This is a genomic window from Pseudomonas vlassakiae, assembly GCF_014269035.2.
Lineage (GTDB): Bacteria > Pseudomonadota > Gammaproteobacteria > Pseudomonadales > Pseudomonadaceae > Aquipseudomonas > Aquipseudomonas vlassakiae.
The window spans coordinates 152454-175904 of the sequence record NZ_JABWRP020000009.1; the positions used below are offsets into that span (position 1 = coordinate 152454).

Sequence of the window (23451 nt, forward strand, 5' to 3'; positions counted from 1 at the left end):
GCATGGGTGCTCTGACGAAAGCTGAGATGGCCGAAAGGCTGTACGAGGAGCTGGGGCTTAACAAGCGTGAGGCCAAGGAGCTGGTCGAGCTGTTTTTTGAAGAAATTCGGCACGCACTTGAAGAGAACGAGCAGGTCAAGTTGTCCGGTTTCGGCAACTTCGACCTTCGCGACAAACGCCAGCGGCCGGGCCGCAACCCCAAGACAGGGGAAGAGATCCCGATCACCGCACGGCGCGTCGTCACCTTTCGTCCAGGGCAGAAGTTGAAAGCCCGGGTTGAGGCCTATGCTGGAACCAAGCCATAACGACGAACTGCCCCCCATACCGGGCAAACGCTACTTCACCATCGGTGAAGTGAGCGAGTTGTGCGCCGTAAAGCCACACGTGCTGCGGTATTGGGAGCAGGAGTTTCCTCAGCTCAACCCTGTGAAGCGGCGGGGGAACCGGCGGTATTATCAGCGGCAGGATGTGCTGATGATCCGCCAGATCCGGGCCCTGCTGTATGACCAGGGGTTCACCATTGGCGGGGCGCGGTTGCGGCTCTCCAGTGATGAGGTGAAGGATGAATCGAGCCAGTACAAGCAGCTGATTCGGCAGATGATTGTCGAGCTGGAGGATGTGTTGGTGGTGTTGAAGAAGTAGGCTGGTTTCTGATGAGTGGAAAATTTTTTGAGAAAAAGGTTTCATTTATCAGGAGGTTAGGGTACATTCTTCAACGTTCTCGGCAAGATTGAGAACATGCTTCAAGCCCAGTCGGGGCGTAGCGCAGCCCGGTAGCGCACTTGCATGGGGTGCAAGGGGTCGAGTGTTCGAATCACTCCGTCCCGACCATTATTTAAACGATTAAGCCACCTTCGGGTGGCTTTTTTGTTTGTGCGCTGGAAGCTGCGGGTTGGTGATCGTGTTCAATACGCTTTCGCTCTTTATCGGTTTGAGCCAGATTTCTAAACATACAACCTGTGATATGCGGGGGGGGGGGGAGTGTAGCTCTACTTTTTCGTGAGCCGGGATAATCTGAATTCTGTCGGTAGATTATTGATATAAATAGAAAAAATTTATATGAGTTTCAGCTTGGAATACCAATAGGAATGCCGATCACTGCTCGGGCATCCGTTTGCAATCGATCTCAACGCCTTTGCCACGCATGTGGCCACCAGCTCTCGGCGAGAGCCCTCTGACCGATACAAAAGCTAGCGAAAATCCTCCATCAGCAACGTTTTACGGCAAACCCTTGAAATGAGGTCAGGTTGCCATCATATAATTGAGGCAAAGTCACCAAGCTGCCAGTTGAGAGGCTCCGGTGATGAACCCCTGTTCGAGTTAGAAGGATTGGAATGCAATGTCGAGTCGGCCAGTAGTGCTCAACCCCGCCTGTATCAAGACCTTGTCTGCGGTGGAGGCTCGCCCTGAGCGTTCAAACCAGCATGAGTTTAATGGTGTGTCCGCGCTCAAAAACGTGTTTGGGCCTGATCGGGCGGAATTCAGTGCCCAGTTCTCGGTCAGAGGCGAAAGCGTTTCCGATCGGGCTAAAATGACTTGGTATGATGCCCGCGAGGAACATCCTACTCGCTCCGAGTATCGGCTCTACTTCCAAAACAACCAAGTTATGGAGCATGCCCAAGAGGGTGATAATGTCATCATCGGCTACGATGGGCAGGGCCTGCTTCATTGCATCCTAATTCGCACTGGCAGTGCGGAGCACCGCCCTGGCATTTCTCAGTGGGAGCGGTGCTGAGATTGGGTTGATGCAGAGAGCGAGGGTTCTCCTCCGCATCTGTTGTCGAACAGCATAAACCAGAAGGGGCGCAGCTTCAGCTTATAGGAAACTAATGCTGGCCCCCAAAGGTGTTGGATTGTGCACGACGCCGTCAGACTATGGAATCTCTAGATATTACGATAGTTATGTCTTTAGTGGACGCGCCGCCATGCTGACTTGATTTTGATCCTGACACCGCTCTCTAGGTCAAGAGCTTCGAGCGCCGTTGCCGAGCGTACGATCCGAATTCTGTAATGACTGGAGTTTTCGGGCTTAGATATTTCCAATGATTCGCCTTGGCGGGCTCCTGTCTCGTTAAAGTACTTCGTCATATGAGTGATTCGGTACTCGTTTCTAGTGCCGGATTTATGGATTTTGTTATTGTAATATACAAAGCGAAACTTCCTCATGGTTCCGTCTTCATCTTCGCATTCAATCCATGCATCTGGGTTTTTTATCGCTGGGTCAAGCGAAGGGAGTATTGAAAGAAGATCCGACTCTGATTTTGGTATGAGGATGCCGGCTTGATGAGCGCCTGTGGCGCCAACGTCATTAGCGCTCAAAGTTTTTCGGAATACAGGTGTTTTCATGTCTTCACCGGAGTAATTTCAAGGGCACGTCTGATGTCGGTTGCATCTCTGGAAAAAACTGGGATGCTTTCATTTGCCAGCTCGCTCTTCCAAAGAGAGCGTTCTAACATAACCTCTTCCACTGTATTTTTGTAAAAAAGACGGTAAATGGTGACTGGCTGAGTTTGCCCTCTTCGGTGGGCCCGAGCACTAGCCTGTGCTTCTAGTGCCGGGTTCCATACCGGAGTGAAATGTATCACCACGGTTGCTGCGGTAATATTTAAACCGGCGCCGGCCGCCTTAGGGTTAAGTATCAAGCATCCGGGGCCGTCGTGATTTGTAAAGTCATCGATAATTGATTGGCGATCTGGTTGAGCGGTAGAGCCATTAATAGAGCCCCAGTACGTGTTGGGCGAACTGGAGAACGCCTCCCTTACTAATTCGCCGATTCGGTTGAATAGCGCGAAAATTATGACTTTTCGTTTGTTTGCGAAAGACTCCTTTAAGAGGGAGATTGTTCTTTCCATTTTTGAGGTCATCAGGGGAAGTTTGGTTGTGCGAGTGATTGTCGACTCCTCACCATCGACGTCCCCTTCTGAAGCTTGGTGCAGCCAAGGGTGAGCACATACAAGTTGCAGTTGAAGCGTAGCCACTAGAGCCCCTGCTGTAGGATACTTGGCGAGTGTTTCAGATCTTACATTTAAATAATGCTCAGTCAGAAGGTCGTCCAGCTCGAGCGGCAAATCGATATTTATTCGCTGGGGTAAATCGTCAGCTACATCTGCTACCCGGCGTTTGAGTATCATAGGATCAGTGAGTTGCCCCACTGCCTGAGCTGATTCAATACAGTCCGGATATAGAGCCTCGAAATCAAGTTGAGAGCCAAGTAGGCCGGGGATGGCGAAGTCGGCAAGAGACCATAGATCAACCAAGCTGTTTTCAACGGGCGTACCAGTCATGGGAACAGTATGTCGGCGTGGGATCGAAGCGATAGCCCTTCTGCGATTTGATTGCGGGTTCTTGATTGCTTGTGCTTCGTCGCAAATTAGCCAAGACCATTCGACGGATGAAAAAATTGAGACATCGTTGACCATGGTGTCATATGTTGTGATAACAATACTGGTCCGTTGTAGTTCTCGATATATTCCTGCCCGATTTTGGCCGCGATGTATCATCAAGGTCAATCCAGGTGCAAACCGTTCAAACTCTCGCTCCCAATTGGCAATAAGGCTAGTCGGACAAATTATCAATGCAGGCGAGTCGGACTTTGGTGGGTCCATTAGCAGCAATGCGATAATCTGAAGCGTTTTGCCCAGCCCCATTTCATCGGCGAGAATCAGTCCGCCCGTAAGTTTAACGGTTTCCCACATCCAGAGAATACCGCGTGACTGATAGGGAAATAGCGTTGCGTTCAGCCCCTGGATTGTAAGCTCCCCCTCAAGTTTATGCGCAGCAACCCTTCCCGATTGTAGAAATATCTCATCAGGAAGCACCTCTAAATTTGCGTTAGGTGTCCGAATTAGCTCAATAGCCTTGCTGTAAGAAAGATTTTCGGAAGATGAGTTATTCAGTGCTTCGTTAAAAAGAGTGACTGCGTCGATCGGAAGTGGTCGGATTGTGTTTCCATCCAGTACCCAAGAATGTCGATTGCTTGGAGCATAGTAAACAGACCGCTTGCCTCGAAGCGATCGAATCCCTCCTAGGCGCGCGACTATACGATCCTCCGTCTTACAGATGATCATGACAGGGTCAACAAGCCGCTCTGAGAGTGTCAGGTTTTCAGGGTGACTGCTTAAGAGCGCTGCGAAGGTCTCAGGAAGTTTGATAATATCAGTCACGGCTATTTTCCCTCAGCGCTTTTAACTCTTCGAGGGTGAACGGTATGGGTCGCCTCGTATGTAGAGCTCTGTGGCAGTTGGGGCAGAGTGGTACTAGATCCATGCGCGGGTCATACGGGCGAGGCTCTGAAAGAAGTCCTACAGGCTCTAGGTGATGAACTTCAATTATTGATCCTGCCTCGCCATAGGATACCTTTGGCTCCAAGCCGCAGACCAAGCAGCGTTCTCCATGAATGCGAATGCACAAAAGTCTATTGCGAGGATTTCTTTCCCGTCGTTTTATAACCGAGTGCGAGATAGCTCCTTCGAAAACCGGAGCCACCTCACCTAAATCTTCCTCGATTACATCGTAGCCAATAAGCTCCGCCATCGCAGCCATCATTGGAACGATCACTTCACGACATGTCGCAATGATATTGGTATCGCTATGTGGATCGTCTTGGTCACGAATTTTTGCGGAAATTTGAAAATCCCCAGATGTTATTTTCCAGTCCGTGAGTGTTTGGCCCGATATCTCCAAGTCGATGTCAGTTCGAATTGATGCCACTAGAGCGCGTGCTAATTGGACATCTTCAAAGGACGCCTTTTTGATCTGGCTGATGACTTCTCCTGAGAAGCGTCCAAAGAAGAGACTTACACTATGTCCCTTGAGTCCAAATGGGCGAAGCTCCGCAACCGGTCCGTGTTTCTCATCTAAGTCACCAAACCAAATACGAAGTCCTGACCTAAGTCCACTAAGATCGACTGCGGCCGATATGAGAGCTCCAGTCCCTTCCTCAAGCTCTCTGAGGATAAGATTTTTCTTTCCGCTGATCATCTCAGCCTTCTTCTTCAGCCATCAGGTCGCCCGGCTCAGGGTCGGGAACATTTCGTAGAAGTTTACGAAGGTTGTTGGATATTTCGTTACGAATATCCTCAAATATCGGCTCAAGCTCGTCGTTGGTATTGTTTTGCTCAGCTACAGCAAAAGCCCACAATAGAAGATCCATACCTTCAACGGCGAAACCGTTAGCGGCCGCGCGTTTATAGATTTTCTGATAGAAGTCATGATGTTTGTTGAGCAAAACTGCAGGGACATGGTCGCTATTTCCAGCACTGCGGAGAGCTGGTTGCCACAGCTCTCCAGTATTGATGTTCTCTACAGCGTCTACATACACTGTTTCGGGACTTACATGATTCTGAACTGGTACCTTAAGCTTGATCTTGTTGCCATGATTATTTGAAATGATCGCAGACTGGGTTGCAGGATCGACAGAGTTTACCTGCGGTTTGCTAGCGCTGCCGGTTTCCGCAATGTTCTTGTTAGCGCTGGTGTGGTCGATCTTTTTAAGATTGGTTTGCTCTCGATTTTGTCTACGAGCCCGCTGTCCTGCTTCACGATAGACTGGCTGAAGCAACTCCCGCAGCCCGTCCTCAAGATCTGGGTGGAAAAGGATTCTGGACTTTTTGACATCGATCCGAAATGCGTCGTCAAGCTTATGTCCGAAGTCAAACTCCACACGCAGCAAGGAGGTATGAGGCTCTGGTGCACCAAAGACTTCTAGCCAGCTTCCATCTTGGATCAAGCGACCTTCACGATAGACGTAAAAACCCTGCGCACGGTTTGAGATGCGTGCATGGGTCTTTTCCTCATCTTTTGTCATGTCGCTGCGGTGCGGCAGAATCCACGCTCGTATATTCGCCGTCTCCTCGGAACCGTCAGCCAGCTCTACTACTAACTTTTGCTTTTTTTCTGAAAGAACCTGCTCGGAGCGTGCAGGGTAAAACGGATTCCATGGCTCTACCGGCGTTTGATTGATGAAAATATCGATATTGCGTTCGCGCTCGTCAGTGTGGTCAAGGAATCGGTGATAAACGAGCGATAGGTGTTTAATCAGGCTTTCCGCGAGGCGCTTAATCGCGCTCTGTTCTTTGCTCGAGCCTGCTTCGTATTCTCTGGTCAGAATCCTATCGCATTTTTCCCATATTAAGAGCGTGCCCCTTTCCCCACATAGCTCCTCGAACATCTCTTTTTCGTCCGGGGTGACGGGCTCGCGGAGCATCTCCCACTTTTCGCTCTGAGCGACGTGGTCTAGATCCCAAGCGAGCTTTGCGAATACATCGGTGGGACTTTTGCGAGAAATCAGCGTGTATTTGAGGCAAACAGAGCTGGATGCAGTCTTAAGCCCAAGCCCGAACTTCCCGAGACTCTCAGGGTTGTCGCGTTCCGGTGCCCCATAACGCATCGCCTTGTAGACACCATCAGCATCCATCCCTTCGCCATTGTCTCCGAAGTAGACCAGCTTACGGCCATCGCTACGTAGGGTGATCTCGACGTTGATTTGGTCTGCTTTGGCGGCGATGGAGTTGTCTATGATGTCTGCGGCAGCAGTCCTGACGTTGTAGCCTGTGTCTCTAAGCCCGAAGATCAGGCGGGGTGCATCTGGCTCGTTTATCAAATCACTCACATTGGGGTCCTTTGCGTTATGGGGCTCTAGGCTTCCCTAGCCCCAGTGCCATGAGCTCTGCGAGACTCTCGGAAGAGGTCAGTATAATTGCACTCCGCCACCACAAGGCAACCTTGTCGGTACCACCTGGTGCAAACTGCGGCAGGAAGATGACCTCCGTGGCGTGGTCGGGTCCTTAGATAGCATGGGCAATCATTTGGAGCCGGTGTTCCAGCCTAGACAACGTCTCCGGATCTTTTTTCAACTGGCATTCCCAGACGATCAAGACGGTCCAATCGCGAGCCTCCAGTGCTAGCGTGTTGGCAGCATCCCTGGCTATGTTTTTCTGGAATTTGTCACCCCAGAACTCAAGTCGGGTTTTGGGAGTGGTCGCATATCGGCAACCGGGGTGACGATGCCAGAAGCAGCCATGGACAAAAATGCATACCTTGAGGCGTGGAATCACAATGTCCGGATTCCCGGGAAGGTCCTTTCGATGCAAGCGATATCGGTACCCTCGGTTGTGCAGGAATCGTCTGACCAGCATTTCGGGAGCGGTATCCTTCCCTCGGATGCCAGACATCATCCTGGAGCGAGTTGCTGAATCGACCGTGTCCATATCGTTACCATTGGCAGAGCGGAGCTTTGTTTATTTTACGTTCGGTTCCATCTGTGACATCAGGTTCACCTCCTTTTCAGACCTCCCTGAAAGGGGGATTGGCGATTTGGCTGCTTCTGCGGCGGCGCCTACGATGTAGCGTCCTTAGGATACCTCGGTAAAAAACGCTTCACATTGCTGGCCTAAGGGATAGAATAGTGACGTTTCGTCACAGATTTGACCCAGAGAGCGCTTATGAGTTTTTTTGAAGATGTGCAAGGCGCAAACCCGCGCGCTGCTGCTACCGATCAACCCGGTGACTATGCAGGAAGCGATCGAGCGCTACTGCAGGAGCTGCTCGAGATCTACGATCAGGGTTTTCTAGCTGCTGTGCTTAACGAAGCAAGCCCGGGACATTGGTGTCGCGAGACGATTAATCGTTGGTATAAGGGCAAGGCGTCTCCCAAGCTGTCATACATTGACCACAAACGCTTGAGTGAGCTGCTGCCACGGAAGGTGGAAGGGGAGAGAACTTTCACTTTTATCGACTTGTTTGCCGGTATCGGTGGAATTCGCAAGGGGTTCGAGGCAGTGGGGGGCGAATGTCTCTTTACTTCTGAGTGGAATAAATATGCGGTGAGGACCTATAAGGCTAACCACTATTGCGATCCTGCTCGTCATCGTTTTAATTTAGACATTCGATCAGTAACGCTCTCGGATAAACCGGAGGTTAGTGAGGAAGAGGCTTACCGGAATATCGATCGGGAAATCCCAGATCATGATGTGCTGCTTGCTGGTTTCCCTTGTCAGCCGTTTTCTCTTGCAGGTGTGTCGAAAAAGAATTCTTTAGGGCGCAAGCATGGGTTCGAGTGTGAAACTCAGGGCACTTTATTTTTTGATGTGGCCCGAATCATCGCGGCAAAGCGTCCCGCTGCTTTCCTGCTCGAGAACGTCAAGAACCTCAAAAGTCATGACAAAGGAAATACGTTTCGGATTATTTGTGAAACGCTAGATGAGCTGGGCTATGAAGTAGCAGATGTTAATGCTCCCAAAGGCGCTGATCCGAAGGTCATCGATGCAGTCAAGTTCTTGCCTCAGCATCGAGAACGGATCGTCTTGGTAGGCTTCAGGCGAGACCTGAATGTCCATCAGGGGTTCACACTGAAAGACATTTCGAAGTATGAGCCGGTTCAGCGACCTTCCTTCGGTGATTTGCTTGATAAAAATGTCGATAGCAAGTACATACTGACTCCTAAGCTTTGGGAGTATTTGTACAAATATGCTCAAAAGCACAAGGCGAAGGGTAATGGCTTTGGCTTCGGCCTTACTCGTCCTAATGATGTGGCTCGTACGCTTTCCGCACGGTACCATAAGGATGGTTCGGAAATTTTGGTCGATCGCGGATTCTCGGATAAATTAGACTTTTATGGCGAAGTTAACAGTCTGAGCCGCCCCCGTCGGCTGACACCTCAAGAATGTGCTAGGCTTATGGGCTTTGACAAACCAGGCGAAAGCACCTTCGTTATACCTGTTTCGGACACTCAGGCATACCGTCAGTTTGGTAATTCAGTGGCGGTGCCTGTTTTCGAGGCTGTTGCAAAAATGATGAAGTCAAGAATTTTGAAGGCAAAGGAAAAAATTGGAAGGTGAGGCGGCAAGCGTTTGAGGTCGTCTGAAGTCTATGTCTCCCCATCGCAGCGTTTCGCATCTAATAAGATGCGCTCGCTGAGATGGACGGGCGAGAAAGAGGATGGCGGGGCTATCATTTCTGGGTGTTCAGCCAATCGATGAGCATCTGATCATTCTTGCCTAGCCGTTTATAGATAATCAAAGTTGTTAGTCTGCAGTAATAGCGGGTGCTGTAAGAGCGATTTTTTAGATTTTGTGCGAAAAACCATCGCAAGTGTTTAAGCTGCCAAACCCAAGCATTGTCTTGCTGCCATCGAAGCTGAATGGCTGCTTGCATGATCTTAGCTTGCCGTAGGTGTCGCTGCTGGGTGAGCTTCGAGCTCGTTAAAACACCGCTTAAAAACGCCCCCATATCAAAAGGTTTGGTCATATCCGCCCTCCAATGTTGGCGGAAACCACATCAACCCGATAAATTCCTAGCTCGAGGCTAATTTGCTTGAGGGCTGCTTGATCTAAATAGCAATCAATACGATAGTTCTTACATCGATTGACTGGGGCAGGGTGGCCTGTGAGCTGAGTGTAGCGTTCGCAAGCGTAGACTGCGCGCAATTCATGGAAGCCTTTCAATCCGTACGTACGCAGCACTTCGCAGGCGGGGAGAACCGTTCGTTGCAAGAAAGCGGCGTAGCATTCAGTGCGGTCCAGTAAGTTGCGACTGCCGACGGGAGACGCTTCACGCGCCGACTCGAGTGCCGCGATTACTTTTTCGTTCGCGATGATCCAACGCGGCGCTGATGCCCTCGAGCGCCCTCCCTAGGTACCCTCTTGAATGTTGATACGGCCAATGTGCTTGGCTTGGCGGAGCAAGCGTGGCAGATCTGCCAAGACTGCTTTGCGCAGGTGCATACCGGTAGTGCGGGTCAACATCACAATCGCGGCCACGCGCTCATGTTTCTAGTCAAGCAGCACATGCAGCAAACGCTTTAATGTGTTGTTGGTCTTGGCCATCCGGTGCACGCGTGCGAATTGTGGAACGCTGCTGTCCCAAGGCCTGGCTCGGACTGATGATTCTCACGTTCTGATCACCGCGCAGCGCAGCGAGGGTGCGGTTAACGCTGCAAATCGGCATGCAAGCTGGTCACCGTTTCGTTGAGCACCATCAGCGATGGCGGCCGTGGCGTCAGCAGCGCGGCCATCAGCGACAGGTAGCGCAGTGTCCCGTCCGACGGCACCGCCCAATGGTCGCAGCAGCCCGTGCTGGTACAACCGCACGCTGGACAGGCCACCCGGTGGCGCATCGATCTCCAGGCGGTGGCCGGGAATGCATCCTCCAGCGCGGCCACGAGGTCTTCCACCTCTCCGTTCTTGATGATGGTCTGCAGCGCTGAAGCGAGGTTGCGACCATCGTGGTGCAGCACTGGCGAGCGAGTGCCCAACTGAGGCTGACGGCAGGGCGCATCGCGGTCGATGCGGAAGTGGTCGTAGAACCGCCAGCTGTTGATGAACGCGCGCAGCTCGCCGATCTCCGGCGCTTGGCGGGGGCGTCCGACGATGTTGAAGAAGCTCTCACAACTATCGGCATGCTGATCGAGCACCTTCCAGCTGTTGCCCTCCCGGGCGCGGACCATGGCGTTCTTGCGCTCTACCAATAAGGAAGAGGGGCGGTAGGCTCCAGCACCCCAGATGGCTTCAGATTTGATCTCGGGGTCGAGCATGAATGCAGTGGGATAGGGCAGGGGAATCGGCAGGCCGAGCGAGATGGCAAAGCCGAAATCCTCGGTGGCAAAACCCAAGCGCAGGCGTTTGACGTCGCTTGGATGCTGGCCTTGGATGGGAACCTCGCCGCGCTTCATGCGCGCACTCATCTCAGGCCCGGCCCACCAGGTCGAATCCAGTCCGCCTTCACGGGCAAGGGCTTCGATTACGCCGCCTTGGGCGGTTTCGGCGAGCAGGCGCAGGGCCTTGTAGAGATTGGATTTGCCGCTGCCGTTGGCACCCGTCACCAGGTTGAGTTGGCCTAGTGGCAACACGAGGTGATTGATCGAGCGGTAGTTGCCGATGGCGAGGGTGGTGAGCATCCGGTGCGTCCCAGCTTGAACTGAGTGACCGATTGTGGCTGAACTGGGGCGGCGTTACTACCGGTCAGCTGGCGTGCGGGGATGGCTGTGTTCGAGTTCATCGAACAAGGCGCGAACCATCATGTTGAGGTAGTGGGAGGCAGCGACTCTTCGGTGGTCGCCTAGCATGAGGCCGGTGTGGTTGAGGTAGCGCGCGCCGTCCAACAGTTTCGCGGCTTGTTCTTTTGCTTGAGTGGTAGGTATCCCGGGGATTGCGGTGATCAATGATTGGGATGATTTGTAGCTTGGGGCCGGAATGTTGTCGCTTCCACTACTTGGGGTGTTGTTTTGGGGCATCTGTGAGATCTCCTGGAGTCGGCGCAGGGGCTTGGGTTGCTGGGGCCGCGTTACGGCCCTTTCGCGGCAAAAGGCCGCTACACCTGGGTGGCGCCGGTGCTGACGGTTCAATCCTTCATCATGCCCAGCTCTGCATCATCGAGCAGGGCCTTGGCCAGGGCGCTGAGGTAGTGCGAGGCCCAGAGCAGTTGGGGTTTGTCTTCCATCAGGCCGTCGATGGTCAGGTCGCGGACGTAGCCCATCAGTTCAGAGGCCTGTTCGCGGGCGCTTTGGCAAGGGATGCCGGGTTCGATGCGGAAGAGGGGATAGGTCTGGTTGTCACCTTGATAGAAGGTGGTTTTGCCGACTGTGAATTTGGTTTCTTCTGTGGCCATTGGTTGATCTCCCTGAAGTTGTAGCTGCCTGGGCTGGCCCAATCGCTCGCAAGCTGGGGACCCGAAGACGAAAGCGCCAGACCAGGCAGGATCATGATGCGAATTAATGCAGCGTCTGCGGGTCGGCTGGTTTCTGGATTTGGACCAGCGCCGATTCGAGCAATTTGCGCAGGGCCTCGAGTTCGTGCATTGAGGTCATGATCAACAGCGAAACGGGAGACTTGGGCTGCATCAACATCGCCTGCTGGGCAACGACCTCCGCGCAGAGTGCGTAATCGGCCGCCATCATCAGCGTGTCTTCGAGGGAGTGGATATTGTGGGGTGGGTCTGGAACTACTTTCAGCATGCTTACGCTCCAACAATGGTTGAGCTGCGATCTGCCTCGCTGTCAAACGGGAAGGTGGCAGCTGTACGCGGGTTGACAGACCGAGATTGTTGGCACTCGGCGCACAATAATGTGCCCGCACGTACAGCCGCCATAAGCGTGTGCACACGGACAACAATCGACGGTCTGTCAAAACCGATCGCTGAATTGGCAGCGACCGGCCGAGACTAGAATCCAGATTGAGCATGTGCAACGAAAAATGGGCGTCGGCAGTATCTTTGGGAAAGGTCCTACAAGGAAGGGGCTAAATCTGATTTTTTTTGCCATTCGACGTAACAGTTTGTAACGCCCCTTCCTCTCTCAAGGTCTTGCAGGCCTCAAGCGAACCACCGATTCCAAGTTGAACATCCACCTATGTAGTTTGGAGGTTCAGGGGCGGAGAGTCCGCCGCTACGGTTGCGCTAGCACTTGGTCAAGAAGTGGATCGGGAGTCGTACCCCTATTGCGGGCTTGATCGCAGGGGTTGAAGAGGTAGCAGGTGCTTTACTAGTTTTGCTGCGGAAGCCTAGCCATCCCGCATTCCGGCGAACACATTCAAGCTTGGGCATACCAGGCGCTCTAGGGTAGCCAAGTGTTAGTCGATTGTCTGTTGGAGCGCAAAATGGGCGCGGTTTTACTGTAGTTCTGCCATCAAGCGTACCGATGGGGCGCGGCGCTTTTATCATTCGGCAGATTGCCAAGAAGTATCTCGTCCAGCAGAAAGCGACGTGCTGCGCGTGAGTGGGCACTGACACTGCTCGGGTGCTGAATGCGGTAGCACTGTATGGAACCATGCAGGCGGAACCGCCACAGCTGGTTTAGCGGGATGCCTTGCATGCGGTAATCACCAAGCTCGCTGCAAACGCTGAGTTCGCCTTTGTGGGGGAAGAACTGCTGCCTTATGCGGGCGCTGCTCGCGCCGTTGGCAAACACGATGATGTCTGGACGAAGAATGGTGATTTGCGCCTCGAGCAGGCGCTTGGAGACCTTGGCGAGATCTTCGAAATGCCGCCATCGCATGGGGGACCCTCGCTGCCATGCAAAGCTGAAGAGGTTGGCCCAAGCGATGCCTATGGGTGAGTCGGCCTTGTGAAGTTCACGGAGAAAGTTGAAGAAGCTAGCCCCTCGGTCGGCTTTGTCGTTCAAGTACTCTGCCAAATGACTTTGCTGTCTTGCCATGGCGCGGTGGATGTACTCATCCAGATCAATGAAGGGCTTGCCGGAGGTCAGCACATCCCAACGACGCGTTTCCCGGCCCACAACCATGATACGTTTTGCCGCTTGCTCAAATTCCGGTGACGTACCAGGAAGAAACAAGCCTGAAAGATGTTTGAAATCCGCTTCGTGCTCGCGGCTGCGGTCCAGCCAATGCAGCGGTAAGTCTGATAGTGCTTGGCGGTACGCCTTCATCAATTGCTGCTGCTTGCTTTCCATCGCGTGTCTTTCCAAGGCTGCATCTGTCGGCCGGGTGTTGTGGGTGCAGAAGGTTTGCAAATTGGCGGAGTGGTGTCAATTTGATGTCGCGCGATGAGGGGGTAAGAAACGAAGTCGCGACACAGGGCCGCTAGCCTGCGGGAGCGGCTGTTGGGTGCGAACACCAGCAATGCCGGTGCCAGGCACCGTGTTAGATTTTTCGCGGATGAACCCGCTCCCAGAGTCTGTGTTGTAACGGTATTCTTGGAATACATATTGACTACCGCAAGGACCAAATAGATGACCCAACCCCCGGATGGATTGCCGATTTACCGGGTGCTCACCGGCCCCGACGATGCCTCCTTTTGCCACCGGGTCAGTGATGCCTTGAAGCTGGGCTATCAACTCCATGGCGGGCCTGCACTCACGTTCAATGGCAAGGATGTGATCGTAGCGCAGGCGGTGACTTGGCCAGGTGCCCAAGTAGCTTCGTCTTCATAAGCGGTTAATGGTTAGCGGGAAGCAGTAAGGATCGTCAAATGGAACAGTCTTGCACCACGTATTACCTGGAAATGACCTCGCCCTCCGAGCTGAAGGCAAAGCCTCAGCCTCAGGACCTTCAGATCATCGAATGTGAAGTGCCTCAGCCGGAACTTAATCGGTTTCTCTACCAGTTGGTGGGCACGGCTTGGGAATGGGGCGACCTTGATGTGTGGACGCTGTCGGACTGGCAGGCACTGGTTGAGCAGGAAGGCCACCGTACTTGGGTTGCCTATCATCGGGGGGCGATAGCGGGCTATTACGAGCTTTACCGGCCGGATGGGCGTAACAGTGAAATCCGCTATTTCGGGCTGGCACCTCAGTTCCTGGGGTGTGGCTTCGGCGGGGCGCTGTTGAGTCACGCTATTCAGTCCGCTTGGGCGTGGCAGGGGACAGAGCGGGTTTGGGTGCATACCTGCACGTTGGACCATCCTGCTGCGCTGAGTAACTATCAGGCGCGGGGGTTCCGGATTTACAAACAGGAAGAGGCCTAAAGCGTGGGGGAGCTGGGGCCGCTTTGCGGCCCATCGCGGATAAATCCGCTCCTACAGCAGTGCGATATGCGGGGAGACAGCGCTGGTAGGCCTTGGCGAATATTGAGGAACCATTGTCTGGTCGGCGTATTCACAATTCTGGGATCAATTGTGAGGGCTATGCCATGACAGACCAGAAACAGGATCAGCAACCCGCCGATGTGCCGGCACACTCGACCGAAGAGGAAAAAGCGCGGCTCAAGGACAAGAACAAGGATGGGATTCCACCGGGGGCTGAGTGAGGTGGGGGCGGTGGTGGGTTGTGGTACATGGGGCCGCTTTGCGGCCCATCGCGGATAAATCCGCTCCTACAGTTGGGGGCGCAGTTCAGTGGTGGGTCAGCGCTGGTAGGCCTTGCCGAAGTGCCGCTCAAGGCGTGCCTGCACCAGCTCCAGCAGGATCGACAACACCCAGTAGATCACCGCCGCCGTGGTCAGCATCTCCAGGTACCGGTAGCTTGAGCGCCCATAGGACTGTGCCAGGAACATCACTTCCCAAACCCCCATCACCGAGATCAGCGACGAGTCCTTGAGCATCGAGATGAACTGGTTGGCCGTGGGCGGGATGATCACCCGCATGGCCTGGGGCAGTACGATGCTGGTGAAGATCTGCACCGGCCGCAGGCCCAGTGCCAGGGCGGCTTCGCGCTGGCCGCGGGCGACGCCGAGAATGCCGGCGCGGAAGATCTCGCTCAGGTACGCACCGTAGTTCAACGACAACGCGATGATGCCGGCGCTGATGGCGCCGGGCACCAGGCCCAGCTGCGGCAGGCCCAGGTAGATGAGCAGGATCTGGATCAGCAGCGGGGTGCCGCGGAAGAACGAGGTGTAGAAGCTGGCGATGCCCACCAGCACTGCGCTGTTCGACAGGCGCGCCAGCGCGGCGGCAAAGCCGAATGCCACCGACACCACCATCGAGCACAGGCACAGGAACAGGGTCAGCGCAGCGCCTTGCAAAAAGCCGTTGGGCCCGAGCTTGAAGCCGGCGAGGTTGAGGAATTTCTCGACGATGATCGCGAACTTCAGATCAAAGCTGAGGAAGAACGCCACGAACAGGGCGAACAGCGCCAGCCAGGTCAGGTACAACCGGGTGCGGAAGCCGAACAGGCCGGCAACCGTGGCGCGGGCCACGGGTTTGGGGGCAGGGGGGAAGGTGCTCATTTGCTGATGTCGGCGCCGATCCATTTCTGCGAGATCTGCGCCAGCGTGCCGTCAGCCTTCAGCTCGGCGAACACCTGGCGCACCTTGGCGTCCCACTCCGGGTCACCTTTTTCGATGGCCACCGAATTCGGCTCTTCATACAGCGGGGCGCCGGCCAGCTTGAAGCGGTTGTCCTGGTCCAGGCGCGGCTTGGCGGTCACCAGGTTGGTGAGGATGGCGTCCAGGCGCACGCCAGCGCCCAGGCCGAGGTCCTGGAAGGCGACGTTGTCGGTGTCGTAGGGGGCGATCTGCACGGCCTCGAACGGGTAGTCGATGTGGCGGTCTTCGGCGCCTTCGATCACCAGGTTCTTGTTCAGGTAGCTCTCGTAGCTGGAGGCGGCGGTCAGGCCGACCTTGCGCCCGTCCAGGTCTTTGGCGCCGTGGATGCGGTCATCTTTGGCGTTGACCACGATGACGGCGGGCGAGGCGTAGTACTCCACCGGGAAGGCGAACACTTCGGCGCGGGCCTTGCTCGGGGTCATCGAGCAGATGCAGATGTCGTAGCGCCCGCTCCAGCGACCGGCGGCGATCACGTCCCAGGAAGGGGTTTCCAGGCGCAGCTTGACGCCGAGCTTCTGCGCCACTGCCTTGGCCACATCGACGTCGAAACCGTCGAGCTGGTTCTGCGCGTTGAGGAACGAGAACGGCGGGTAGCTTTCCATCAGCACGTTGACCAGCTCCTTGTTCGTCTCGACGCGCTCGAGGGTGGTGCCGGCGAAGGTTTGGGTAGCGGTAGCGAGCAACAGGAGGCTCGCGCCGAGCAGGGCAGGGATGCGCATGTAAACACCTGAAAAGTTGGCAAAACGGGACAGGAGGTATTAAATAGTTATAAATAATCGAAATATAATGAATTTTAATCATAAGCACCTTTAGAGACGTTATATGACACAGCGAGCGATGGTGGTTCTGGATGGTGGCATGGGGCGGGAATTGCAGCGCAGCGGCGCGCCGTTCCGCCAGCCCGAGTGGTCGGCGCTGGCGCTGAGCGAGGCCCCCGAGGCGGTGGTCGGGGTGCATGCCGCGTTCATTGCCGCAGGGGCGCAGGTGATCACCAGCAACAGCTATGCGGTGGTGCCGTTTCATATCGGCGAGGAGCGGTTTGCCAAGGAGGGCCTGCAACTGGCCACGGTGGCGGGCCAGCTGGCCCGTCGGGCGGCCGATGCCAGTGCGCAGCCGGTGCAGGTGGCGGGGTCGCTGCCGCCGTTGTTCGGCTCCTACCGGCCAGACCTGTTCCAGCCGGAGCGGGTGGCCGAGGTGTTGACGCCACTGCTGCAAGGGCTGGCGCCGCATGTGGACCTGTGGCTGGCGGAAACCCAGAGCTCGATTGCCGAGGTGCGGGCCATCCACAGCCACTTGCCAGCGGACGGCAAGCCATTCTGGGTGTCGTTCACCTTGCAGGACGAAGAGGTCGACAGCGTGCCTCGCCTGCGTTCCGGCGAGCTGGTGGCCCATGCCATCGAAGCGGTGGCCGGCCTCGGTGTTGCGGCGGTGCTGTTCAATTGCAGCCAGCCGGAAGTCATCGGCGCGGCGCTGGAGGTGGCGCGCTCGGTGATCGACGCCCGCCAGGCGGATATCGCCATCGGCGCCTACGCCAATGCCTTCCCGCCGCAACCGAAGCAAGCCACGGCCAACGATGGGCTGGATGAACTGCGGGAAGACCTCGACCCGCCGGGCTACCTGGTGTGGGCTCGCGACTGGCGGGCGCGTGGGGCGAGCCTGATCGGCGGCTGCTGTGGCATCGGGCCGGAGCATATTGCTGAGATCAAACGCGGCCTGGATTGAAAGGCACTGTGGCGCGGCATTTGGGGGGTGAAAGATACCTGGTGGATGGCACGGGCTTCGCCCGTGTTCGCGGGTAAACCCGCTCCCACAGGGGGCGCGCTAGTGCTGCCACTTCAGGAGTCAGTGGGCGGGAAGCAGCTCTGCGATGGCGCTGTTGAGGATGTCCAGTGTGCAGGGCTTGCGGATGAAGCGCGCATTGGCAGGGAGAAAGCCGGGGGGGACGATGCTATGGCCCGAGACAATGATCACGGGTAGTTCGGGGTGTTCTGCCCAGATCGCTTTGGCCAGGCCCAGACCATCCAGGTGCCCAGGCATGCGCACATCGGTAATCACCAGTGCCAGGTTTGGCAGACGCGCCAAGGCCGCCAAGGCGTCATCGGCATTGGCGCAGTCGGTGACCCGGTGGCCGAAGTGCGTTACTGCTTCGCTCATCAACCACCGCAGGATTTCGTCATCTTCCACTACCAGTACATGGCTTTTCATCGCTTCCCCCTGTCCCTGGCCATCTAGATGCGGGTTATAACAAGTCGTTTCCAAAAGTGGACGAAAGGCGCTCAAGCGGTTTCTTTGCCCGATCCAGTTCCTGGGCTAGGCTGGTTGGACGTTTGATCAGGGAGCTGGGCGAGGATCGCAATGAGACTGTATGACTTCATCGAGAGCGACATGGAGAGCATTCTCTTGGCCTGGGAAGACTTTGCCCGCTCAGTCGAGACGGATTTGCCCAAGCAGGATTCAGTCGGCCTCAGAAACCATTCCGAAAAAATCCTGCGTACCGTTGCCGCCGACATGCGCACCGCTCAGACGCCCTATCAACAGGCCGAAAAAGCGCAAGGCCGGGGCCCTCAACAGTCCAGCGACACGGCAGCTCATTCCCATGCGGTGACGCGCCTGATTGCCGGCTTTTCCATGGACCAGCTGGTCGCGGAGTACCGGGCCTTGCGTTCCAGCGTGCTTTCATTGTGGTTGGCACAAGAGACCATGCGGGACGCGCATCATGTTCAGGACATGATCCGGTTCAACGAGGCAATAGACCAGGCCCTGGTCGAGTCCGTCGCAGCCTACGGCGCCGCGGTGGAATCAACCCGCAAGATGGTCCTGGCCGTGCTGGGTCATGATCTGCGCTCGCCACTGGGCGCGGTGCTCATGGCCGGCGACCTCATCCTGCGCCAGGGCACGTCAGACGAGAAGGTGAAGCAGCTGGCGGCCCAGGTGTGTAACAGCGCTCGCCGCGCCAACAACATAGTCAACGACCTGCTGGACCTGGCGCGCTGCAACTTGGGGACAGGCATTCCGGTGCACCCGCAGCCGGTGGAACTGAACGCGATCTGTCGTTCGGTCATCGACGAACTGCGCGCGGCCACCCCTGAGGCGACAATCGTATTCGAGGAGGCCGCGCTGATTACTGGCCAGTTTGATCCGGAACGCATGGCTCAGGTGTTCTCCAACCTGATCGGCAATGCCCTGCGCCATGGCGATTCGACACTGCCCATCCGAGTCACGCTGGCCCATGAGGCCGGTGTGCCACGCATCAGCGTGCACAACTCGGGAGAGCCGATTCCCGAGGCCGTGATGCCTTATCTGTTCAAACCCGAAGGCCGCTACTCCAGCTATGCGGACGGCGACCGGGGCTCAGCTGCCGGGCTTGGGCTGGGGCTGTTCATCGCGGCGGAGATCGTCGCCAGCCATGGCGGCAGGATCGAGGTCGTGTCGACAGCGGAGCAGGGGACGCTATTCGAGGTCATCCTGTCTGACGTTTGACGCCCCCGCTGCCCGCCTCAGAAAACCGACCACCCGATCCGTGCGCTGAGCAACTCCAGTGCCGCCATCCCCGCCAGTGAATTACCCGCCGCATTCAGCTCCGGCGACCACACGCACACGGTGAATTGCCCCGGTACGATGGCCACGATCCCGCCACCCACGCCGCTCTTGCCGGGCAAGCCGACCCGGTAGGCGAAGTTGCCTGCCTCGTCGTACAGCCCGCTGGTGGCCATGATCGAGTTCACCTGCTGGGTCTGGCGGCGGCTGAGGATCTGCTCGCCGCTGTGCTTGCAGAACCCGTCGTTGGCCAGGAAGCAGAAGGCCCGCGCCAGGTCCAGGCAGCTCATTTGCAGCGCGCAGTAGCTGAAGTAGCTGCGCAGCACCGTCTCGACTTCGTTATGGAAGTTGCCGAACGACTGCATGAGGTAAGCCATGGCGGCGTTGCGCGCGCGGAACTGATACTCCGAGTCGGCGACCTTGGCATCGATCGCGATGTGCGGGTTGCCCGACAGCCGGCGGACGAAGTCGCGCATCGACAAGGTGGGCGCGGCAAAGCGCGACTGGTTGATATCGCAGATCACCAGCGCGCCCGCGTTGATGAACGGGTTGCGCGGGCGGCCACGCTCGAACTCCAGCTGCACCAGCGAGTTGAACGGCTGGCCGGAGGGCTCATGGCCCAGGCGCTCCCAGATGGCTTCGCCGGAATGGCCGATCGCCTGGACCAGGCTGAACACCTTGGAAATACTCTGCACCGAGAACGGCACCAAGGCGTCGCCTGCGCAGTAGTAACTGCCGTCGTTGCCATACACGGCGATGCCCAGCTGATTCGCCGGCACGTCGGCCAGCGCCGGGATGTAGTCAGCCACTTTGCCCTTGCCGATCAAAGGGCGCACTTCGTCGAGAATCTCGTTCAACAGCGTTTGCATGGAAGGCCTTGTTATCAGTCCCCGGACGACAGCGAGGGGGTTGCGCTTGTGACGCAGATCGCACGGCAGAAATCACACGCGTGTGCACAAATGGCGCTGGTGATCATGGCCCGGCGTGCTCGGCCATCAATTCCACCACCCAGTTGATGAATACCCGCAGCTTGGCGCTGACGTGGCGGTTGGGCGGGAAGGCCAGGTACAGCGGCATGGGCGCCATCTGCCAGTCCTCGAACAGCGCTACCAGTTCGCCGCTGGCCAGGTGCGGCCTGGCCATGTAGTGCGGCAGCCACAGCGCGCCCAGGCCTGCGAGGCCGGCCGCGAGGTAGGCGTTGCCGTCGTCGACTGTCAGCAGCGAACGGCCCTGGACCTCGACGCGCTCTTCGCCGCGCTGCATGACCAGCGGCAACGCCTTGCCGGTGCGAAACCACAGGTAACTGACCGTGCGCTGGCGGCCCTCTTCCAGTTGCCGTGGGTGCACGGGCCGGCCAACCTCCTGCAGGTAACCCGGGGTCGCGTAGACGCCGAGCTTCAGGTCGGCCACATGCCGCGCCACCAGGGACTGGTCGGTGATCTCGCCCCCGCGCACCACGCAGTCGACGTTTTCTTCGATGATGTCGACGATGCGGTCGCTCGCACCCAGGGTCAGCTGAATGTCCGGGTAACGGGCATAAAAACCGGGCAGGGCGGGGATCAGCAGCAGGCGTGCCAGCGGGCTGGGAACATCCACCCGCAGGCGCCCGCGCGGGGCTGCCGAGGCGCTGGACAGGCTGGTCTCGGCATCGTCGATATCTGCCAGCAACCGCACGACGCGTTCGTAGTAGGCAGCGCCATCGGCGGTGACGTTGACCTTGCGCGTGGTGCGGTTGAGCAGGCGCACGCGCAGCCGGGCCTCCAGTTGCTGGACCAGCTGGGTCACGCTGGTCTTGCTCATGCCCAAGGTGTCTGCGGCTTTGGTGAAGCTGCCGGTTTCCACCACGCGGGCGAAGGCCTGCATCGCATTGATACGGTCCATTTCAAGGCTCGCTCAGGTCAGGATTGTTTGGAGTATACAAACAGTCATGACCAGCATTGCCCGTTTATCCGCGCAGGCGGCGTTTCTACAGTGGCTGCACCGTAACCCACCCGGAGTTCTGCCATGACCTATCAACGCGATGTCGTCTTCCCGCCTGACCGCCACGCCCTGTATGACCTGCACCGTTACTCGCCGGCGATCCGCGCCAATGGCTTGCTGTTCGTGTCCGGCCAGGTAGGCAGCCGCAAGGATGGCTCGGCCGAGCCCGACCTGGCGGCGCAGGTGCGCCTGGCGTTTGCCAACCTCAACGCCATCCTGGCCGAGGCGGGCTGCAGTTTCGCCGACGTGATCGATACCACGCTGTTCATGATCGACCCCGACACCACCTTCGAAACCCTATGGGCGGTCGCCGCCGAGTTCTGGGGCGAGGCCCCTTACCCGACGGTCACCGCGGTCGGGGTGACCTGGCTGGCAGGCTTCGACTTCGAGATCAAAGTCATTGCCAAGCTACCCTGATGCGCGGCCCTCACGCTCAGTGCGAATGCCGCGGCATCCCGCCTTCCCGGGCGATCACGCGCATGTGCAGCGTCGCCGGCTCCAGGCAGCCGCCGGTGGACAACTGCCCCACCAGCTGGCGGTAGAGTTCCTGCCAGGGCGTCTGCGAGGCCGGGATGTTCGGCTTCCAGGCGGCGCGGCGGCGTGCCACTTCTTCATCGTCCACCAGCAGGTCGACGCGGCGCTGGTTGAGGTCCACGCGCAGCCAGTCGTTGGTCTGCAACAGCGCCAGGCCGCCGCCGACCGCCGCTTCCGGTGACATGTTGAGGATCGACGGGCTGGCCGAGGTGCCGCTCTGGCGACCGTCGCCCAGGCACGGCAGCGAATCGATGCCTTGCTTGATCAGCGCGGCCGGGGGCGCCATGTTGACCACTTCGGCGCTGCCGGGGTAACCCACGGTACCGGCGCCGCGGATCACCAGGATGCAGCGCTCGTCGATGTCCAGCGATGGGTCGTCGATGCGCGCGTGGTAGTCCTCCGGGCCTTCGAACACGATGGCGCGGGCCTCGAAGCTGTTCTCCTTGCCAGGTTCGGCCAGGTAGGTCTTGCGGAAGGCCTCGCCAACCACCGACATCTTCATGATCGCGCTGTCGAAGAAGTTGCCGCTGAGCACGATGAACCCGGCGTTGTGCTTGAGCGGCGCGTCGAACGGCAGGATCACCTCGCGGTTGCTTGTAACCGTATCGCTGACCACCTCGCCGATGGTCTTGCCGCTGACCGTGGCACAGGCCTCGTGCAGGCGGCCGGCCTTGCGCAGTTCATGCATCACCGCCGGCACGCCGCCAGCGCGGTGGAAGCCTTCGCCCAGGTACTTGCCGGCGGGCATGCAGTTGACCAGCAGCGGTACGTCTTCGCCAATGCGCTGCCAGTCGTCCAGCGACAGCTCGATGCCCATGTGCCGGGCGATGGCGATCAGGTGCGGCGGGCAGTTGCTCGAGGCGCCCAGTGCCGAAGCCACGGCAATGGCGTTTTCGAAGGCTTCGCGGGTCATGATCGACGACGGGCGCACGTCCTGCAGCACCAGTTCGCAGATGCGCCTGCCGGTGGCGTATGCCATCTGCCCGCGTTCGCGGTAGGGCGCGGGGATGCTGGCGCAGCCCGGCAACGACATGCCCAGGGCTTCGGCCAGGGCGTTCATCGACAGCGCCGTGCCCATGGTGTTGCAGTGGCCCACCGACGGCGAGGCGGCGGTGGTCATTTCCATGAAGCCTTCATAGTCGATTTCGCCTGCGGCCATCAGGTTGCGGGCGTGCCACAGCACCGTGCCCGAGCCAATCAGCTGGCCTTTGTGATGCCCGTCGAGCATCGGCCCGCCCGACAGCACGATGGCCGGCAGGTCGGTGGTGGCTGCGGCCATCAGGCAGGCGGGGGTGGTCTTGTCGCAGCCAGTGGTCAGCACCACGCCGTCCAGGGGGTAGCCGTGGAGGATCTCCACCAGCCCCAGGTAGGCCAGGTTGCGGTCCAGGGCGGCCGTGGGGCGGCGGCTCTGTTCGGCGATCGGGTGGACGGGGAATTCCATGGGGATGCCGCCGGCATCGCGGATCCCGGCCTTGACCCGCTGGGCCAGTTCGATGTGGTGGCGGTTGCACGGGGTGAGGTCGCTGCCGGTCTGGGCGATGCCGATGATCGGCCGCCCCGACTGCAGTTCGTCGCGGGTCAGGCCGTAGTTCATGTAACGCTCCACGTACAGCGCGGTCATGTCGGCGTGGCTCGGGTCGTCGAACCATTGCTGGCTGCGCAGCGGGCGTTTGGCGGTATCGGTCAT

At 57.5% G+C, this 23451-nt stretch carries 25 protein-coding genes, 1 tRNA gene and 2 pseudogenes; 10 read left to right on the forward strand and 18 right to left on the reverse strand.

The window, feature by feature from the left end:
* Window positions 1-2 precede the first annotated feature (2 nt).
* From ihfA to HU738_RS13925, 4 genes are all read left to right on the forward strand, one after another.
* Window positions 3-305, forward strand: a complete 303-nt coding sequence (gene ihfA, locus HU738_RS13910; RefSeq protein WP_003250679.1) for an integration host factor subunit alpha — start codon at window positions 3-5, stop codon at window positions 303-305.
* On the forward strand, window positions 286-642 hold the full coding sequence (locus HU738_RS13915; RefSeq protein WP_008100384.1) for a MerR family transcriptional regulator: 357 nt from the start codon (window positions 286-288) through the stop codon (window positions 640-642). The genes ihfA and HU738_RS13915 overlap by 20 nt, the downstream gene beginning before the upstream one ends.
* 112 nt (window positions 643-754) lie before the next feature.
* Window positions 755-831 (forward strand) — tRNA-Pro (locus tag HU738_RS13920).
* Between the two features lie 526 nt (window positions 832-1357).
* On the forward strand, window positions 1358-1735 hold the full coding sequence (locus HU738_RS13925; RefSeq protein WP_202884338.1) for a hypothetical protein: 378 nt from the start codon (window positions 1358-1360) through the stop codon (window positions 1733-1735).
* Between the two features lie 173 nt (window positions 1736-1908).
* Here the strand turns inward: HU738_RS13925 and HU738_RS13930 are convergent, their stop codons facing one another.
* From HU738_RS13930 to HU738_RS13950, 5 genes are all read right to left on the reverse strand, one after another.
* A complete protein-coding gene (locus tag HU738_RS13930) occupies window positions 1909-2346 on the reverse strand; it encodes an EcoRII N-terminal effector-binding domain-containing protein (protein ID WP_186603862.1) in 438 nt (145 codons plus the stop codon).
* Window positions 2343-4163 (reverse strand): DEAD/DEAH box helicase, encoded by a 1821-nt coding sequence (locus HU738_RS13935; RefSeq protein ID WP_186603861.1) that lies wholly within the window; start codon window positions 4161-4163, stop codon window positions 2343-2345. The genes HU738_RS13930 and HU738_RS13935 overlap by 4 nt, the downstream gene beginning before the upstream one ends.
* Window positions 4156-4980, reverse strand: coding sequence for an HNH endonuclease (locus HU738_RS13940; RefSeq protein ID WP_186603860.1), 825 nt, complete (start codon window positions 4978-4980; stop codon window positions 4156-4158). The genes HU738_RS13935 and HU738_RS13940 overlap by 8 nt, the downstream gene beginning before the upstream one ends.
* Before the next feature lies 1 nt (window position 4981).
* Window positions 4982-6610 carry an ATP-binding protein gene (locus tag HU738_RS13945; RefSeq protein ID WP_186603859.1) on the reverse strand — a complete coding sequence of 543 codons (1629 nt, stop codon included), beginning with the start codon at window positions 6608-6610 and terminating at the stop codon, window positions 4982-4984.
* 175 nt (window positions 6611-6785) lie between these two features.
* On the reverse strand, window positions 6786-7208 hold the full coding sequence (locus tag HU738_RS13950) for a very short patch repair endonuclease (protein WP_186603858.1): 423 nt from the start codon (window positions 7206-7208) through the stop codon (window positions 6786-6788).
* Between the two features lie 234 nt (window positions 7209-7442).
* Between HU738_RS13950 and dcm the strand changes: the two genes are divergently transcribed.
* Window positions 7443-8837, forward strand: a complete 1395-nt coding sequence (gene dcm / locus HU738_RS13955; protein WP_186603857.1) for a DNA (cytosine-5-)-methyltransferase — start codon at window positions 7443-7445, stop codon at window positions 8835-8837.
* 112 nt (window positions 8838-8949) lie between these two features.
* Here the strand turns inward: dcm and HU738_RS13960 are convergent, their stop codons facing one another.
* The 7 genes and pseudogenes from HU738_RS13960 to HU738_RS13985 form a co-directional block, all read right to left on the reverse strand.
* Window positions 8950-9246 carry a hypothetical protein gene (locus HU738_RS13960; RefSeq protein WP_186603856.1) on the reverse strand — a complete coding sequence of 99 codons (297 nt, stop codon included), beginning with the start codon at window positions 9244-9246 and terminating at the stop codon, window positions 8950-8952.
* A pseudogene (locus tag HU738_RS25995) lies at window positions 9243-9939 on the reverse strand (integrase domain-containing protein); the annotation flags it as partial. The gene HU738_RS13960 and the pseudogene HU738_RS25995, both read right to left, overlap by 4 nt.
* Window positions 9935-10894, reverse strand: a pseudogene (locus HU738_RS13965) (AAA family ATPase); the annotation flags it as partial. The pseudogenes HU738_RS13965 and HU738_RS25995, both read right to left, overlap by 5 nt.
* 57 nt (window positions 10895-10951) lie before the next feature.
* Complete coding sequence (locus HU738_RS13970) at window positions 10952-11230, reverse strand: DUF3077 domain-containing protein (protein ID WP_186603855.1); 279 nt, start codon at window positions 11228-11230, stop codon at window positions 10952-10954.
* Window positions 11231-11337: 107 nt separating this feature from the next.
* Window positions 11338-11604 (reverse strand): DUF3077 domain-containing protein, encoded by a 267-nt coding sequence (locus HU738_RS13975; RefSeq protein WP_186603854.1) that lies wholly within the window; start codon window positions 11602-11604, stop codon window positions 11338-11340.
* 103 nt (window positions 11605-11707) lie between these two features.
* Entirely contained in the window at window positions 11708-11950 is a 243-nt protein-coding gene (locus HU738_RS13980) for a hypothetical protein (RefSeq protein WP_186603853.1), read from the reverse strand.
* A gap of 669 nt (window positions 11951-12619) precedes the next feature.
* A complete protein-coding gene (locus HU738_RS13985; protein WP_186603852.1) occupies window positions 12620-13402 on the reverse strand; it encodes a hypothetical protein in 783 nt (260 codons plus the stop codon).
* A 279-nt stretch (window positions 13403-13681) separates the two neighbouring features.
* On the opposite strand from HU738_RS13985, the gene HU738_RS13990 reads away from it, so the two are divergent.
* Window positions 13682-13882 carry a DUF1737 domain-containing protein gene (locus HU738_RS13990; protein WP_186603851.1) on the forward strand — a complete coding sequence of 67 codons (201 nt, stop codon included), beginning with the start codon at window positions 13682-13684 and terminating at the stop codon, window positions 13880-13882.
* Window positions 13883-13920: 38 nt separating this feature from the next.
* Entirely contained in the window at window positions 13921-14415 is a 495-nt protein-coding gene (locus tag HU738_RS13995) for a GNAT family N-acetyltransferase (protein WP_186603850.1), read from the forward strand.
* Between the two features lie 377 nt (window positions 14416-14792).
* Here HU738_RS13995 and HU738_RS14000 read toward each other — a convergent pair whose 3' ends face one another.
* On the reverse strand, window positions 14793-15614 hold the full coding sequence (locus tag HU738_RS14000; RefSeq protein ID WP_186603849.1) for an amino acid ABC transporter permease: 822 nt from the start codon (window positions 15612-15614) through the stop codon (window positions 14793-14795).
* On the reverse strand, window positions 15611-16432 hold the full coding sequence (locus HU738_RS14005; RefSeq protein WP_176508001.1) for an ABC transporter substrate-binding protein: 822 nt from the start codon (window positions 16430-16432) through the stop codon (window positions 15611-15613). Before HU738_RS14005 ends, HU738_RS14000 begins: the two co-directional genes overlap by 4 nt.
* A gap of 118 nt (window positions 16433-16550) precedes the next feature.
* Between HU738_RS14005 and HU738_RS14010 the strand changes: the two genes are divergently transcribed.
* Window positions 16551-17435 carry a homocysteine S-methyltransferase family protein gene (locus HU738_RS14010; protein ID WP_186603874.1) on the forward strand — a complete coding sequence of 295 codons (885 nt, stop codon included), beginning with the start codon at window positions 16551-16553 and terminating at the stop codon, window positions 17433-17435.
* 120 nt (window positions 17436-17555) lie between these two features.
* Here the strand turns inward: HU738_RS14010 and HU738_RS14015 are convergent, their stop codons facing one another.
* Window positions 17556-17918, reverse strand: a complete 363-nt coding sequence (locus HU738_RS14015; RefSeq protein WP_186603848.1) for a response regulator — start codon at window positions 17916-17918, stop codon at window positions 17556-17558.
* A 150-nt stretch (window positions 17919-18068) separates the two neighbouring features.
* Between HU738_RS14015 and HU738_RS14020 the strand changes: the two genes are divergently transcribed.
* Window positions 18069-19193 carry a sensor histidine kinase gene (locus HU738_RS14020; protein ID WP_186603847.1) on the forward strand — a complete coding sequence of 375 codons (1125 nt, stop codon included), beginning with the start codon at window positions 18069-18071 and terminating at the stop codon, window positions 19191-19193.
* A 17-nt stretch (window positions 19194-19210) separates the two neighbouring features.
* Here HU738_RS14020 and glsB read toward each other — a convergent pair whose 3' ends face one another.
* Entirely contained in the window at window positions 19211-20119 is a 909-nt protein-coding gene (glsB, locus tag HU738_RS14025) for a glutaminase B (protein ID WP_099814518.1), read from the reverse strand.
* Window positions 20120-20222: 103 nt separating this feature from the next.
* Window positions 20223-21131 (reverse strand): LysR family transcriptional regulator, encoded by a 909-nt coding sequence (locus HU738_RS14030; protein WP_176508004.1) that lies wholly within the window; start codon window positions 21129-21131, stop codon window positions 20223-20225.
* A 123-nt stretch (window positions 21132-21254) separates the two neighbouring features.
* Between HU738_RS14030 and HU738_RS14035 the strand changes: the two genes are divergently transcribed.
* A complete protein-coding gene (locus HU738_RS14035) occupies window positions 21255-21647 on the forward strand; it encodes a RidA family protein (RefSeq protein ID WP_186603846.1) in 393 nt (130 codons plus the stop codon).
* 16 nt (window positions 21648-21663) lie between these two features.
* On the opposite strand, the gene HU738_RS14040 is transcribed toward HU738_RS14035, so the two are convergent.
* A complete protein-coding gene (locus HU738_RS14040; RefSeq protein ID WP_099814521.1) occupies window positions 21664-23451 on the reverse strand; it encodes an IlvD/Edd family dehydratase in 1788 nt (595 codons plus the stop codon).

Bases quoted from the DNA above. Each gene is read 5' to 3' on its own strand.
- glsB (WP_099814518.1), bottom strand. From the start codon at position 20,119: ATGCAAACGCTGTTGAACGAGATTCTCGACGAAGTGCGCCCTTTGATC.
- HU738_RS13970 (WP_186603855.1), bottom strand. From the start codon at position 11,230: ATGCCCCAAAACAACACCCCAAGTAGTGGAAGCGACAACATTCCGGCC.
- HU738_RS14040 (WP_099814521.1), bottom strand. From the start codon at position 23,451: ATGACCGATACCGCCAAACGCCCGCTGCGCAGCCAGCAATGGTTCGAC.
- HU738_RS13995 (WP_186603850.1), top strand. From the start codon at position 13,921: ATGGAACAGTCTTGCACCACGTATTACCTGGAAATGACCTCGCCCTCC.
- HU738_RS14000 (WP_186603849.1), bottom strand. From the start codon at position 15,614: ATGAGCACCTTCCCCCCTGCCCCCAAACCCGTGGCCCGCGCCACGGTT.
- HU738_RS13915 (WP_008100384.1), top strand. From the start codon at position 286: ATGCTGGAACCAAGCCATAACGACGAACTGCCCCCCATACCGGGCAAA.
- HU738_RS13940 (WP_186603860.1), bottom strand. From the start codon at position 4,980: ATGATCAGCGGAAAGAAAAATCTTATCCTCAGAGAGCTTGAGGAAGGG.
- HU738_RS13985 (WP_186603852.1), bottom strand. From the start codon at position 13,402: ATGGAAAGCAAGCAGCAGCAATTGATGAAGGCGTACCGCCAAGCACTA.
- ihfA (WP_003250679.1), top strand. From the start codon at position 3: ATGGGTGCTCTGACGAAAGCTGAGATGGCCGAAAGGCTGTACGAGGAG.
- HU738_RS14035 (WP_186603846.1), top strand. From the start codon at position 21,255: ATGACCTATCAACGCGATGTCGTCTTCCCGCCTGACCGCCACGCCCTG.
- HU738_RS14030 (WP_176508004.1), bottom strand. From the start codon at position 21,131: ATGGACCGTATCAATGCGATGCAGGCCTTCGCCCGCGTGGTGGAAACC.
- dcm (WP_186603857.1), top strand. From the start codon at position 7,443: ATGAGTTTTTTTGAAGATGTGCAAGGCGCAAACCCGCGCGCTGCTGCT.
- HU738_RS13960 (WP_186603856.1), bottom strand. From the start codon at position 9,246: ATGACCAAACCTTTTGATATGGGGGCGTTTTTAAGCGGTGTTTTAACG.
- HU738_RS13950 (WP_186603858.1), bottom strand. From the start codon at position 7,208: ATGGACACGGTCGATTCAGCAACTCGCTCCAGGATGATGTCTGGCATC.
- HU738_RS14010 (WP_186603874.1), top strand. From the start codon at position 16,551: ATGGTGGTTCTGGATGGTGGCATGGGGCGGGAATTGCAGCGCAGCGGC.
- HU738_RS13975 (WP_186603854.1), bottom strand. From the start codon at position 11,604: ATGGCCACAGAAGAAACCAAATTCACAGTCGGCAAAACCACCTTCTAT.
- HU738_RS13980 (WP_186603853.1), bottom strand. From the start codon at position 11,950: ATGCTGAAAGTAGTTCCAGACCCACCCCACAATATCCACTCCCTCGAA.
- HU738_RS13930 (WP_186603862.1), bottom strand. From the start codon at position 2,346: ATGAAAACACCTGTATTCCGAAAAACTTTGAGCGCTAATGACGTTGGC.
- HU738_RS14015 (WP_186603848.1), bottom strand. From the start codon at position 17,918: ATGAAAAGCCATGTACTGGTAGTGGAAGATGACGAAATCCTGCGGTGG.
- HU738_RS13990 (WP_186603851.1), top strand. From the start codon at position 13,682: ATGACCCAACCCCCGGATGGATTGCCGATTTACCGGGTGCTCACCGGC.
- HU738_RS14020 (WP_186603847.1), top strand. From the start codon at position 18,069: ATGAGACTGTATGACTTCATCGAGAGCGACATGGAGAGCATTCTCTTG.
- HU738_RS14005 (WP_176508001.1), bottom strand. From the start codon at position 16,432: ATGCGCATCCCTGCCCTGCTCGGCGCGAGCCTCCTGTTGCTCGCTACC.